Below are 13,941 nucleotides of genomic sequence, written 5' to 3'. Positions count from 1 at the left end.
CGGCCGCAGTCGAAAAGGCCTGCTCAGCACCGTGTACCGCTCGTCGAGCCGGAGAAAGTGGTCGATTTCGTAGGCCAGGACGCCGACGCTCATTCGCCGAACAGGGCCAGCGATGCGGTGAATCCGTGCAGCGCGTTGCGGCCTGCGATGGGGCCTATCTCGCCCGCGGCGAAGATGCCCGCGAGTGGAATGTCGCCGAGCGCGTCCTCGATGACGGCCGTGTCGTGATCCGCGACCCCGAACATTCGCCTGCCGCGTCCGTTGCAGGTGAACAGCAGGGCCCCCGCGGGGCGGCCGGGGAGCGCGTCGCGGGCCCGCACGAGTGCGGCGCGCAGATCCCTGTCCGCCCCGATCGCATCGCGGACCTGGAACTGCACGGTCGTGCCGATCTCGACTTCCTCGCCGATTTCGATCGCGCCGCTCGCCGGATCGGCGCCGAGCAGCCCGCGGATGAGGAAATCACCCTGCCCCGGAGTGGCCAGGTGCTCGTCGACCACGATGCCGATCTGCACGCCGTGTTCCACCAGCTCCTGCTGATCGGGCGGCAGCGCGTCGAAGATCTCGCGCAACCGCTCGATCGGCGACCGCCCGCCGAGCTCGGTGACCACCGCGCCACGCGCAGCGGTGACAATGTACGGCTGACCGATCGGGCGGCAGCCCTGCGATACGACCTGCACACCGCGCAGCCCGGGAATCCGCACGCCCACCGCGCCCGAGGCCACCACCTCGTGGTCGCGGAACAGCCTGCTCTCGCCGGGTACCGGGCCGCCGCTCACCAGCCCGCCCATCACGAGGGTGCCGGGCAGGTCGGTGTTCAGGTGTTCGAGCAGCGCTTCGGTCGGGAAGGAGAAGGGGTCGGGTAGCAACAGGTGGAAGTCGTGCGCGGCCCCGTCGAAGCGGTGGCCCGCGAGCAGCCCTCCGGAGGCCGTGCGGACGAAGTCCAATGCGAACGTCTCGGCGGGTACACCGGCGGCCAGCCACACCGCCACCGCGGGTTCGTCCTCGAGTTCGCGCCGCCCGGCCACGACCGCGTGTGCCACGCATCCGACGAGCGCGGGCACCCGGACCGAATGATGAACACCGTCGAGCACGTCCGAAGCCGCATCCGCGTGTGCTCGCGACGCGAGGAGCACCGCGAGCGAGGGCGACGCACCCGCGAGTTGATCACGCGCACGCTGCGCCGCTTCCGCGCCGGCGTGCCGCGCGTCAGGCGCGGTGGAGAGTCCGACCGCGATTTGCACACATCCATCGTAGGGCGCGGTGCACGCGACGTGGGGCCGCTGAGCCTGACGGTCTGTCCCGTCACGCATGCCGGCTTTACCACGAACACCTCGCAGACCTCCCACACGCCTCGCAGAGGACGCAGCCGCTGTTAAGCGTGTGAAGTCTCTGCGAGGTCAGCCGACGGTCCAGGTTTCGGGGCCGGTGAGGAGGGTTTGCAGGGAGTCGGAGGTGAGGGGGTTGCGGTCCGTGGCGGCGCTGTTCTGGGCGCGGACGCCGTCGTCGTAGGTGGGGCGGGTGACGCTGCGGAAGATGCCGGTGACGACGTGGCCCAGGTCCTGGTCGGACAGGCGCGAGAGGGCGTAGGCGTATTCCGGGTCGTCGGAGTAGGCGTCGTGGACGACGATGTCGGCGTCCGCGACCTCGGCGGTGCGGGCCACGCGCAAGCCGAATCCGCTTTGCACGACGGCGTATTCGCCGTCGGCGCCGAAGCGCAGCGGCTGTCCGTGCTGCAGCGGAATCAGCCGGGATTCGGCGTCGCCGCGGCGCAGCACGTCGAAGGAGCCGTCGTTGAAGATCGGGCAGTCCTGCAGGATCTCGACGAACGACGTTCCGCGGTGTTCGGCGGCGGCGCGCAGCACCTCGGTGAGCCCGGCGCGGTCGGAGTCGATGGCGCGGGCCGCGAAGCTGGCCTCGGCGCCCAGCGCGAGCGAGAGCGTGTTGAACGGGTGGTCGACCGAGCCCATGGGGGTGGACTTGGTGATCTTGCCCTGCTCCGAGGTCGGCGAGTACTGGCCCTTGGTCAGCCCGTAGATGCGGTTGTTGAACAGCAGGATGGTCATGTTCACGTTGCGGCGCAGCGCGTGGATCAGGTGGTTGCCGCCGATGGAGAGCGCGTCACCGTCGCCGGTGACCACCCAGACCGACAGATCGGGACGCGTCACCGCCAGGCCGGTGGCGATGGCGGGCGCGCGGCCGTGAATGGAGTGGATGCCGTAGGCCTCCAGGTAGTACGGGAACCGGCTCGAGCAGCCGATCCCGGACACGAACATCAGGTTTTCCCTGCGCAATCCGAGTTCGGCGAGGAACCCGCGCACGGTGGCCAGGATGACGTAGTCGCCGCAGCCCGGGCACCAGCGCACCTCCTGATCGGAGGTGAAGTCCTTGACCTTCTGCGGACCGTCGGCGGCGGGCACCCCGGACACGCCGGTGAGGCCGAGATCGGTTCCGACGAGCGAGGTTTCGACGATGGTCATCGGTTACCCCCGATCCGCTCGGCCGCGGCCGGGCGCCGTGTGTCCTGCGTTCGATAGGTGGCCCGCGCGCGGGCGGCGAACGTCTTGTCCTGCTCCATGTCCTCCAGGGAGCCGTCCAGCGCGGCGTCGATGACGCCGACCAGTTCCTGCGCCGAGAAGGCGGTGCCCGCGATCTTCGTCCACGGCCGCACGTCCACCAGGTACTTCGCGCGCAGCAGCACGGCGAGCTGACCGCCGTTCATCTCCGGCGCGACCACCGTCCGATAGCGGCGCAGCACGGCACCGAGGTTGGGCGGCAACGGATTCAGGTGCCGCAGGTGCGCCTGGGCGACGGGGACGCCGCGGCGGCGCGCGCGGCGGCAGGCCTCGCCGATCGGCCCGAAGGAGCTGCCCCAGCCGATCAGCAGCAGCTCGGCGCGCCCGTCGGGGTCATCGACCTCGAGTTCGGGGACGGCGATGCCGTCGATCTTGGCCTGCCGCAGCCGGACCATCAGCTCGTGATTGGCGGGGTCGTAGGAGATGTTGCCGCTGCCGTCGGCTTTTTCCAGGCCGCCGATGCGGTGCGCGCGGCCCTTGGTGCCGGGCACCGCCAACGGGCGGGCCAGCGTCTCCGGATCGCGAGCGTAGGGCTGGAATCCGGCCTCGTCGTCGGCGTCCGGCTCGAAAGCGGGGTCGATGGGCGCCAGCTCGGCGACGTTCGGAATCGCCCACGGCTCAGAGCCGTTCGCGATGGCGCCGTCGGAGAGCAGCAGCACCGGTGTGCGATAGGTGAGCGCGATCCTTGCCGCCTCCACGGCGGTGGCGAAGCAGTCGGCGGGGGAGCGGGGCGCGAGCACCGCCACCGGGGACTCGCCGTTGCGGCCGTGCAACGCCTGCAGCAGATCTGCCTGCTCGGTCTTGGTCGGCAGCCCGGTGGAGGGACCGCCGCGCTGCACGTCGACGACCACCAGCGGCAGTTCGGTCATCACCGCCAATCCGATCGTCTCGCTCTTCAGCGCGAGCCCCGGCCCCGAGGTGCTGGTCACGCCGAGCGCGCCGCCCAGCGAGGCGCCGAGCGCAGCGCCGATGCCCGCGATCTCGTCCTCGGCCTGGAAGGTGGTGACGCCGAAGTGCTTGTGCTTGCTCAGCTCGTGCAGGATGTCGGAGGCCGGGGTGATCGGGTAGGTGCCGAGGAAGACCGGCAGCCCGGCGAGCTGTCCCGCCGTCACGAGCCCGTAGGCCAGCGCGGTGTTGCCGGTGATCTGGCGGTAGGTGCCCGGCGCCAGCGTGGCGGGCGCGATCTCGTAGGTGGTGGCGAAGGCCTCGGTGGTCTCGCCGTAGTTCCAGCCCGCGCGGAAGGCGAGCACGTTGGCCTCGGCGATGTCCGGTTTGCCGGCGAACTTCTCGCGCAGGAAGCGTTCGGTGCCGCCGATCGGCCTGCCGTACATCCAGGACAGCAGACCGAGCGCGAACATGTTCTTCGCGCGCTGGCCGTCCTTCTTGCCGACCTCGGCGGGTTCGGTGGCTGCGAGCGTCAGCGAGGTCATCGGCACCTGGTGCACCACGAAGTCGGTGAGCGAGCCGTCCTGCAGCGGATCGGTGGCGTAGCCGACCTTGGCCAGGGCTCGCTTGGTGAACTCGTCGGTGTTCACGATGATGGTGGCCCCGCGCGGGAGGTCCTCGAGGTTCGCCTTCAGCGCCGCCGGATTCATCGCCACCAGCACATCGGGCTGGTCGCCCGCGGTGAGGATGTCGTAGTCGGCGATCTGGATCTGGAAGGACGAGACGCCGGGGAGGGTGCCCTGCGGCGCGCGGATCTCGGCGGGAAAATTGGGCTGGGTGGCCAGGTCGTTGCCGAACGCGGCCGCTTCGTGGGTGAAGCGGTCGCCGGTCAGCTGCATTCCGTCGCCGGAGTCCCCGGCGAACCGAATGACGACCTTTTCCAATTTGGCTGTGCCGACATCGTTTTGGTGCGAAACCATGTGCCTGCTTCACTTCCTCGTCGAGTGAGAGGTGCCAGTGGCCAACCTACTCCGCCGGGACCGGGTATCGCCGCTGAAGCGCGCAGTCCGCTCCGGATTCGTTTTCCGAGGTCGGGAGCGCCCGTTCAGGCGAACAGCGCGAGCTGGGTGTCCACGGCGTCCCGCGGCTCCGGCGCCCGCGCCGGTGCGCGGGCGGCTTCGCCGTCCCTGGTGAGGCCGTGCCGCTCCAGCAGCGGCGTGACCCGCTCGCGCAACCACGTGGCGTACTCCGGCGCGACGTAGGCGCCGCGGCCGTACAGCTGGCGGTATCGGCGCAGCAAGGCCGGGTGCGTCTCGGCCAGCCAGCCGAGGAACCAGCCGCGGGTGCTGCCGCGCAGATGCATCGGAAAGGCGACGGCCGAGGTCGCGCCCGCCGCCGCGATCGCGCCGAACAACTCGTCGAGGTGCGCGCGGTCGTCGGTCAGGTAAGGGATCACCGGCGCCACCAGCACGTGCACCGCGAAGCCCGCGTCGGTCAGCGCGCGGACCATATCGAGCCGGGCGCGCGGCGAGGGCGTCCCCGATTCCAGGCCGCGGTGCAGCTCCTGGTCCAGGATGGCGATGGAGACGGCCACGCTCACCGGCACCTCGCGGGCGGCCAGCGTCAGCAGCGGCAGGTCCCGGCGCAGCAGGGTGCCCTTGGTGAGGATGGAGAAGGGCGTGCCGGCGTCGGTCAGCGCGCGAATGATGCCCGGCATCAACCGGTATCGGCCCTCGGCGCGCTGATACGGGTCGGTGTTGGTGCCGAGCGCCACCGGATCCCGCTGCCAGGATCGCCTGCCGAGTTCCTTGCGCAGCACCGCGGCGATATTGGTCTTCACCACGATCTGCGCGTCGAAATCGCGGCCGGCGTCCAGGTCCAGATATTCGTGGGTTGGCCGGGCGAAGCAGTAGCGGCAGGCGTGTGAGCACCCGCGCATCGGGTTGATCGTCCAATGGAAAGGCAGGGTCGAGCTCTCGGGCATCTTGTTCAAAGCGCTCTTGCAGAGCACTTCGTGGAACGTGATGCCCTCGAATTCCGGGGTCTGCACGGTGCGAACGAACCCCGCCCGGCTCAGGCCGGGCAGTGCGCCGTCGTCGGCGTCCAGGGTCTGGTTCTGCCACCGCACACCCTCAGTCGAACATGTGTTCTAGGGTGTGTCAAGCGATCCGTCGCGTGGCGGGCGGGTCGAACGTGGTGGTGCCTGCGAAGAACGCGACCAGATCGCGCACGGTGTCGTCGATGGGGCGCGGTTGGTAGCCGAGCTCCCGTTCCGCCTTGCCGTGGTCGACCACGGGCGCCGAGACCAGCGCACCGAGCGCGGCCTTGGACAGCATGTCGGTCCCGAGCATCTTGCCGATCGGCGCGAGTATCGGGATCAGACCGCCGACCAGCTTGGGCGAGATGGTGAACTTCGGCCCCTTCTTGCCGCCGTGCGCCGCCGCCATCCGGCACAGCTCGGGCATCGCGATCATCGATCCGCCGAGCAGGTAGTTCTCGCCCGTCCGGCCCTTTTCACCGGCCAGGATCAGGCCGCGAGCCACATCGCGCACGTCGACGAGGTCGAAGCTGCCGCCGATCATCGCGGGCACTCGTCCCTGTGCGGCTTCGCGCAGTGCGAGATTGATCCGGGAAAGGGGGGTGCTGTAGTCGACGGGTCCGAAGACGCCCGTCGGGTTGCAGAGCACGGCGTCCAGGCCCTTGTCGACGACCTTGCGCAGCTCGATCTCGCCCGCCCACTTCGAGCGGTCGTACACCGGCAGCGCCGGGTCGGTGGAGCGCACCGTGCCTTCGTCGATGCGCCCGCCGCAGCTGTACTGGTCGAACGCGTGGATGGAGCTGGCGTGCACCATCCGGCGCGCGCCGACCTCGAGCGCGGCCTCGGCCACCACGCGCACGCCCTCGGTGTTGACCTTCCAGGCCAGGTCGTTCTTCTCGGCCAGGGTGATCACGGCGACCAAGTGGTACACGAGCTCCGCGCCCGCCAGCGCCTCGCGCATCGACGCGGGATCGAGGACGTTCCCCGAGACCCAGGTGACGTTCGGTTGCGCGGACTGCTCGGGGACCGCGCGGTCGATCGCGGTGACCTCGTGTCCCTGATCGACGAGCAGGCGGAGCAGATTCGTGCCAAGGTAGCCGGCTGCGCCGGTCACTGCGACCTTCATGGCGGTAAGAATATAGAACTTGTTCTAATTTGCAACACGTTGCAGTTTCGTCCTGGCGCGGCGACGGTGTCGAAAGTTGCCGGTGGGGTCCGCTATATTGAGCCCAACCGCAGCGGCATTGCCGTTCGGACGGCCCGCTTTGGCCCGAGCTGTCCGGGGGCACAGTCGTTTCGGGCAGGGAGTAGACGTTCGACAACGATGTGCACGACACAGATGTTCACGACGAATTTTTTTTGGGGGGCAACTCGATGAGTGATCTCTCGGTCGATACCGAAGCGGTCCGGGCTTTCGCCACGGAGAACGCCGGGATCGCCGGACAAATCTCCGCGGCGGCCAATTCCGACCTCGTAGGTCAGCTGGCCGCGATGACGCCGGTGTTCGGTATGATCGGCGCCGACTATCTGCTGAGCTTCGCCGCGGCGCAAGTGTTGCAGGCCAAAGACATCAACGACCTGTCGGCCAAGTACGCCGACCTATCCTTCAAGGCGTTCAACGCCGCCTCGCTCTTCGAGACCACCGACAGCGGCAACGCGGGTGCGCTCAATGTGCAGGCGGGCGAGATCGGAGGCGGGGCATGAAGCCGCTCGACTCCTCGCCCACGGGCCTCATCGCGCCGTCCGAGCCCGCCGCGGACTCGCTCGGCCACGCTGCGGCCGGTGCGAATCAGGCTGTCTCGGCGGCGATTCCGACCGATCAAGCCATCATCGATCTGCCGCTGCCGCAGCTGCCGGAGGACATCCCGGCCATCGAGGCGCCCGAATTCATCTTGTCGCGAAAGGTGAGCGAGGACGCGCCCGCGCTCGGCGCGGTGCCCCCTGGACTGCCCGGCATGAACGGTGCTCCCGCACCGGAGGCGCAGGACATCCTCGGCGGGCTGCCTACCGACGTGGAAAGCCTGCTCGGCGGTGCGAACACCGCGATCAGCCACGCCGCCGAACAGGTGCAGGACGCCGCGAACAGCCTGCTGGGCAACGCGAGCGGAATGCTGGGCGGAAATCCGTCCGGCGCCGCGACGCCTGCGGCGGCGGCGGCGACGCCGCAGCTCCCCACGCTGCCCGAGCTGCCCGCCGACCCGATCGGCGCGCTGATGAACGGATTGCAGATCCCGGCGCTGCCCGGCGTCGACCTGCTGTTCAAGCCGATCCTCGATCTGCTCGGCAGCTTCGGTACCGGCATCTTCGGCGCGCTCGACCCGACCGCGATCCTGAGCCAGTCGTCCCAGATCATCGAGATGGCGATGCAGATCGGCAAGGGCAGCCTCGCCACCGTCGAACAGCTCTGGGAGGGGCAGGCGTCGCGCCAGGCGCAGGCCGCGGGCCAAGAGGCCAACCAGCAAGGGCAGGAGGCCAGCCAGCGCGGCTTCGACATCTCCGAGCTCACCCAGCGGGCGGCGGCCGTCGTGCAGCAGGGCAACGCCCAATTGCTCGGTATCGCAGGCTCGTTTGCGACCCAGGCCACCGCGATGGCGCCGGTGATCCTCACTCCGCCGGGGCAGGCAGCGCTGATCGCCAGCGCGACCGAGCACCTCGGGCATGCCGTCTCGGTGGTCAACCTGACCCGCGGCGATCTGGCGGGGAAGACCGCCGAGCTGAACGGCGTCGTCGCGCAGCTGCTCGGCCAGAGCGGTCTGCCTTCGGCGCAGGAAGTGGCGCAGGCGGCCGCGCAGAACATCGGCGAGCCGCTGTTGTCGCAGGCGCAGGAGGCCGCGACGCAGGCGGCGAGCAGCAGCCCGAGCAGTGGTCTCAACACGTCGACCTCGACGATCCCGTCCTCGCTCAACAGCACCAGCCCCGCGGGCACGCCCGGCTCGCCGAGCGGTCTGCTGGGTCCGCTCGGCCGTCCCGGTGGCCCCGGCCCCGGCGGTCCAGGGCCGGGTTCTTCCGGACTGCCGAGCATCCCGGGCGTGCCCGGCTCGGCGGTACCCGCCGTCCGCCCCATCGGCATGCCCGGCGCGATGATGCCGACCGGTCTCGGCGCGGCGACGACGCCCGCGGGCACCGGCAGCTCGTTCATGGGCGGCGCGCCGGGTGCGGCGGGCGCCCGTCAGGGCGACGACGACCAGCACTCGCGCAATGTGCAGCCGTACCAGAGCCGCACCGGCAACGACGATCTCACCGGGCCGCTCGGCGAGTCGACGCCGGACGTCATCGGTGCGACGCATACCGACGAACTACTCAGCTCGGATTACGAGCAGGATCAGTTCTAGGGATTCGCAACGGGTTTCGTGACGGCGCCCTTCTCCGAGGTTCGGGGGAGAGCGCCGTTGTTCGTGATGGTCGGTTGGGCGATGCGGCGGCCGTTCGTGGGTCGGGGTCGATGGTTGTCCTTGCGGCGGAATCCGTTCCGTTCCGGCCGTCGCTGGGTCGGGCTTGCTCCGATCTGTAGCTCGAAAAGCTGTGTGCTACAACATGATTCGCAAATCAAGGCGATCCCACAATCGGTGGACGGGCGGATGCGCGGGAGTGGTCTTGCTGTTGGGATCCGGAGTCGCGTAGACCGGCCCGGGAGCCCGGCCGACTCACAGTCCCGGATGTTCGCGGCATCAGGGGCTGGATCGTCGGTGGGCCCTGAGAGGATGCCCGCGAACATTGTCGAACATGGGAGAAGTGCATGACGGACAAGACTTTACGGGTGATCGGCGAGCTCATGGGTTCGGTGCCGACGGGTTCATTTGCCGCGCGTCGGACGGGCTCGGCGGAGAACCTGGTGATCGAGGTAGATGGTGTGGGGCCGATCCGGTTGCCGGTGACGTCGGCTCAGGCGCGGCGACTGTGCGAGGTCGCGCGGCCGGCGCGGTATGGTCTGCGCGAGCAGACCCTATTGGACGCGAATGTGCGTGACACATGGGAGGTTCCGCGGGACCGGGTAACGGTCGACGAGCGGCAGTGGCGCGAGACGTTGCTGCCCATGCTGGACATACTGCGGGCCGAGCTAGGTCTGGCGCCGGACTGCGAGTTGTCGGCGGAGCTGCATTCGATGCTGGTGTATGAGCCGGGACAATTCTTTCAGCGCCATCGGGATTCGGAGAAGGCCGACGGCATGATCGGCACGTTGGTGGTGACTCTGCCTTCGGCGTTCACCGGCGGGGAGCTGGTGATCGAGCAGCAAGGGACGAAGGTCACCGACCAGGGTTCGCCGGAGGAGCTGTCCTTCGTCGCGTTCTATGGCGACTGCGAGCATGAGGTGCTGCCGGTCACCGACGGTTTCCGGATCACGCTGACCTACAACCTGGTGGCGAAGGGGCGTACCGGCCCGGACGCCGCCGCTTTCGCCACGCATCCGTCGGTCGCGTTACTGGCCGAGCAGTTACGCGCGCATTTCACCACACCGATGGAATTGTCGTCGGGGACTTTTTACCGCCAGCCGGCGAAACGCCCACCTCATCAACTCGTCTACCTCCTGGATCATCAGTATTCCCAGCACGGATTCGGGTGGGATCAGCTCAAGGGCGGCGATACTGCCCGTACTGGGATGATGCTCGCGGCGGCCGACATCGCGGGATACGACACGTCGCTGGCGCTCGCGGAGGTCGAGGACTCCTACGAGGAGGACTACACCTCGTACATGATGATCTATCGTCAGCGTTGGGAGCGCGTTGAGGACGGGTGGAAATGCGTCGAAAGCGCTGACATGGAGTTCGATGAAGACGGGGAAATGGCGGAACCTGTGCCCGATGACCCGGCGAGCCTTCCGGTGCGCTCCAGCCTTCCTTTGGTCCCGGGATCGGAAGATCTCGGCGAGCTCCGCTGGTCGACCATCACATTGACGTGGCTGATCGACCGGTCAGGGGAGGCCGGTGAGCCCGCTGTGCGGGAGGTCTGGGATGAGGAGTTGTGTACGGGCGAATCGAAGTCGACGCTGGAGCCGTTCGCGTCGGAAATCGAGGGTTACATGGGCAATGAAGGAAACACCGCCAATTTCTGGTATCGGCGCGCGGCGATCATCGTCCGGCCCCGTCAGTAGAACGGCCTGGCAGGCAATCCCCGGCGTCATCCTTCGACGCACGACGACCAGTTCAGCCACGGGCTGACGAGTCGGCGGGTTGCCTCTGTCGCTGTTCGATCTGGGAGAGTCAGGTCAGAAGTAGCGCTTGTGACGGCCGCAGCGATCGTGGGTGCTCGTATCCGGCCTGTCAGTGATACGGATGTCACGCAGCGTCTGAACCGGACCGCAAAGTCGCCAGTCGGTGCGCGTGCTCCACAGCGATGCGCCGGAGTATCGGCCACTGGGGCGAATCGGTCACGTCCCAGCCATATGCGGCGACGAACGCATCACGAAATCCATTCTCCCCGAACCTGATGCTGTGGTTTTCGCAGCGGCTCTCAATGGTCCCCAGCTGGTCAACAGTTCACGACGCCCCTGCTGCCGGTGTCCGACTCCTTCGGCAGTTCGGCTATCTACTCGCGCCGCCGCGCGGCTGTCGGCGGACCGCAGTTCGATGTCGCCGGGTTGCAGTCGCGCGGCGGGCGCGCAGGAAGGCCGGTGCCTGGCCCGGTGGACGAGCGTGCGGATGTGGCGACCGCACAGGTTGTCCGGTTACCGGCCCAATCCCTCCAGCACCGAGGTCAACACCATGTGGGCGCTGTCGACGACATCGTCGAGGGGTTGGCGGTAGTCGACCAGCACCCACTGCTGGGCGATGGTGAGCACGGCGCCGACCAAGCCGGTGGCGATGGTGCGTAGGTGGGGGCTCGGCACGGATTCGATGTCGATCATCGGGGTGGCCAGCTCGAGGAAGGTATCGACGAACGATCCGGTCACCCGGCGATAGTCCGCGTCCACGGCCGGGCTGATGCCGAGAATCTCGAAGAACGCGATCCGCGCGATCCTCGGGTCTTCGGCGATGCCGCGGAAGAAGCCGGTCAACGCGCCGCGCACGGCGGTGCCGATAGTGTCGGGGTGCGCGGCCGCTCCGTCGACGATGTACCCGCGCAGTCGATCGGTGGCGACGGTGTACGCGGCGAGCAGCAAACCCTCACTGCCGTCGAATGATTCGTAGACGTAGCGCTTGCCGACGCCCGCGCGCGCACAGACGGCGTCGATGGTGGTGTTGCGATAGCCGCGGGTGCCGAATTCCTCGATCGCCGCGTCGACGAGTCTCGCGCGACGCTGCTGCTGACGCTGTTCGGGCCCGGCGCCCCGGTATTTACGGCCGGGGGCGCCGAGCTCGGAAACGGTCACGCCACCATGGTGGCACCGCTGTCCACACGAGACAAACCACACCGACCGCAGTGCCGTCATGTTCGGCTCACCAGCCGGGATCGCCCTCGACCGGGATGTTCACCCAGCTCGGTTGGCCGGGATCCAGCACGAGATGCTGTGGCCGGAGGCCGCTCTCGTTCAGCAGCGGGCGCAGCGGGATGCTGCTGGGGAAGTTGCTCGCGAAGACGTCGATGCGCAGCCGATGTCCGGGCTGGAGCACGCCGTCCGTGGCGAAGAGCCCGATGTCGAGCACGGTCGGCTCACCGGGGACAACGGGCTCACGGCTCGCCAAGGTCAGGATCGGGTAGGGATCGGTGTAGTCGCCGTTGGGGGAGCGGGTGGAGGCGGCCTCGTCGACAGCGCGGAGCGAGGCCGTGCGCTGTCCGGTCGACCACACCGTCGAACGCCCGTCCGGCGCTACATCGTTCACGGTCACCGTCCAGTAGCCGTCGGTGGCGTCGAGGACGGTGTTCAGGTGGACGGCGAGCGGACCGGAGATCTGGGTCGGCTGGCTCACCGGTGCCGTCGTGAAGGTCAGCGCGTTCATCTCGCTGATCCGCGCGTCTTCGGCGCAGATGTCCAGTGCCGAGATGATGCCGGCCGTCCCGTGCGCGGCATCGCGTGAGCACAAGGTGGAAAGTCCGGGCGCGATCGTCAGCCGGGTGGGTCCGCCCGGTGCCATGGTCAGGGAGCCGTCGCCCGCGGCGGTCGGCGCGGTGCCCGACGGGACCGCGTTCAGGTACAGCCGCCGGTACTCCATCCCCGGGCGCGGGAAGGACGGGCTGTCGCTCCATCCGCCGCCCTGCTGCCACGACGTCACCTGGTCGTATCCGTCGATGCCGTTGTCGATTCCCTTGAGCCACTTGTCGAACCACGCCCGCTGCAGCACGTCCAGGGAGGGCGGGGCGCCGGGCAGGCCGAGCCCGGCGCCGGTGGTGACGTGGTACGTATCGCCCATCACCAGCTTCTTCTCGCTGTCCGGAACGTCGATGGCGTTGTACACCCGTGTCGAGGAGTAGGTGAAGATGTCGTGCCAGCCGCCGTAGATGAAGGTCGGGATCTCGATCCGTTCCGGATGTCCGACCCACGCGGTCCGCAGCGGGCTCTCGTCGTCTAGCACCGCCATCATCTCCGGCGGGATCTGGTCGATGCTCGGCGTGGCCAGCGCCGCGATGACGACGTTGAAGAAGGTGAACGGGTCACGGATGCGGTCGGCCAGCCAGGTCCAGTCGAACCGGCCGCTCAGCATCGAGACCAGGTCGGGAAGCAACTTCGAGGCATTGACCGCCAGCAGCCATTCGGGGATGAAACCGAGGCCGAGCGCGCCGCCGGGCGCCGCGACGTCGCGGATCAGGTCGCTACCGGGGACGATCGGGAAGATCGCTTGCAGCGCGGCTGGTTTGCGCTCCGCGGTGTGCAGCTGGTTGACGGCGGAGTAGGAGATGCCACTCATGCCTATCCGGCCGTCGGACCACGGCTGGCGTGCCGCCCAGTCCACGACCTCGGCGCCGTCCTGCTGTTCGCGATCGCCGAAGACCTGCCAGACGCCTTGGGAGAAGCCGGTTCCGCGCACATCGACGACGACCTGCGTGTAGCCGCTCTGGATCAGCTTGCGGTCCACGCCGAAGGTCCGGGCCGCGCCGCCGGGCAGCGCCCGCATCAGATCGCTGAGCCCGCTCATCCCGAAGGCCGAGAAATCCAGACCACGCAGCACATGCATCAGCGGGTCCGCCAGCCCGGGAATCGCCAGTGCGGAATCCGCGAGGTTGGCAACGAGTTTCGTGTAGGGCGTCAGGTTGACGACGGTCGGCGTCTGCTCCTGGATCGGCTGACCCGTCGCATCGGCGGGACGGTAGACGTTCGCCTTCAGCACCGTGCCGTCGCTCATCGTGATCGGCACGTCCCATTCGATGAAGACGTGCGGATATCGCGGCGGCGCATTGTGTGTGGCGACGAACTGGGCGTCGAGCCCGTCGCGCGTCGGCGTCGACTCGGCCGACGGCGCGGACACCACCGCACCCGCTATCACGAGGAACGCGGACAGCGCTGCGGCCGCCACGGCGATCGGACCACGACGTCTGATCATGCTTGCCAAACCCTCCCGCAATGAGGAACTA

10 protein-coding genes are annotated in these 13,941 nt (G+C 68.5%); 3 read left to right on the top strand and 7 right to left on the bottom strand.

What is annotated here, in order from left to right; genetic code table 11:
- Positions 1 to 89 precede the first annotated feature (89 nt).
- The 5 genes from AB0H50_RS00315 to AB0H50_RS00295 form a co-directional block, all read right to left on the bottom strand.
- Positions 90 to 1,241, bottom strand: coding sequence for an FIST N-terminal domain-containing protein (locus tag AB0H50_RS00315; protein ID WP_357444378.1), 1,152 nt, complete (start codon positions 1,239 to 1,241; stop codon positions 90 to 92).
- A gap of 156 nt (positions 1,242 to 1,397) precedes the next feature.
- Positions 1,398 to 2,477, bottom strand: a complete 1,080-nt coding sequence (locus AB0H50_RS00310) for a 2-oxoacid:ferredoxin oxidoreductase subunit beta (RefSeq protein ID WP_357444375.1) — start codon at positions 2,475 to 2,477, stop codon at positions 1,398 to 1,400.
- Positions 2,474 to 4,438 carry a 2-oxoacid:acceptor oxidoreductase subunit alpha gene (locus AB0H50_RS00305; protein ID WP_357444372.1) on the bottom strand — a complete coding sequence of 655 codons (1,965 nt, stop codon included), beginning with the start codon at positions 4,436 to 4,438 and terminating at the stop codon, positions 2,474 to 2,476. The genes AB0H50_RS00310 and AB0H50_RS00305 overlap by 4 nt, the downstream gene beginning before the upstream one ends.
- Positions 4,439 to 4,563: 125 nt before the next feature.
- The gene (locus tag AB0H50_RS00300) at positions 4,564 to 5,586 is read right to left on the bottom strand and encodes an Rv2578c family radical SAM protein (protein ID WP_357444369.1); all 1,023 of its coding nucleotides are present in this window, start codon (positions 5,584 to 5,586) and stop codon (positions 4,564 to 4,566) included.
- 31 nt (positions 5,587 to 5,617) lie between these two features.
- Positions 5,618 to 6,622 (bottom strand): NAD-dependent epimerase/dehydratase family protein, encoded by a 1,005-nt coding sequence (locus AB0H50_RS00295; protein WP_357444366.1) that lies wholly within the window; start codon positions 6,620 to 6,622, stop codon positions 5,618 to 5,620.
- 200 nt (positions 6,623 to 6,822) lie between these two features.
- On the opposite strand from AB0H50_RS00295, the gene AB0H50_RS00290 reads away from it, so the two are divergent.
- From AB0H50_RS00290 to AB0H50_RS00280, 3 genes are all read left to right on the top strand, one after another.
- Positions 6,823 to 7,200, top strand: coding sequence for an ESX-1 secretion-associated protein (locus AB0H50_RS00290; protein WP_357444363.1), 378 nt, complete (start codon positions 6,823 to 6,825; stop codon positions 7,198 to 7,200).
- A complete protein-coding gene (locus tag AB0H50_RS00285; RefSeq protein WP_357444360.1) occupies positions 7,197 to 8,828 on the top strand; it encodes a hypothetical protein in 1,632 nt (543 codons plus the stop codon). Before AB0H50_RS00290 ends, AB0H50_RS00285 begins: the two co-directional genes overlap by 4 nt.
- 404 nt (positions 8,829 to 9,232) lie before the next feature.
- The gene (locus AB0H50_RS00280; RefSeq protein ID WP_357444357.1) at positions 9,233 to 10,585 is read left to right on the top strand and encodes a 2OG-Fe(II) oxygenase; all 1,353 of its coding nucleotides are present in this window, start codon (positions 9,233 to 9,235) and stop codon (positions 10,583 to 10,585) included.
- A 573-nt stretch (positions 10,586 to 11,158) separates the two neighbouring features.
- On the opposite strand, the gene AB0H50_RS00275 is transcribed toward AB0H50_RS00280, so the two are convergent.
- Together AB0H50_RS00275 and AB0H50_RS00270 are read right to left on the bottom strand one after the other, a co-directional pair.
- The gene (locus AB0H50_RS00275; protein ID WP_357444355.1) at positions 11,159 to 11,803 is read right to left on the bottom strand and encodes a TetR/AcrR family transcriptional regulator; all 645 of its coding nucleotides are present in this window, start codon (positions 11,801 to 11,803) and stop codon (positions 11,159 to 11,161) included.
- Between the two features lie 67 nt (positions 11,804 to 11,870).
- Entirely contained in the window at positions 11,871 to 13,910 is a 2,040-nt protein-coding gene (locus tag AB0H50_RS00270; RefSeq protein WP_357444352.1) for a CocE/NonD family hydrolase, read from the bottom strand.
- Positions 13,911 to 13,941 lie beyond the last annotated feature (31 nt).

Source organism: Nocardia sp. NPDC050793 (assembly GCF_040654065.1).
Taxonomy (GTDB): domain Bacteria; phylum Actinomycetota; class Actinomycetes; order Mycobacteriales; family Mycobacteriaceae; genus Nocardia.
Note: the sequence above shows the minus strand (reverse complement) of the source record. Positions and strands in the feature narration are given on the sequence as shown.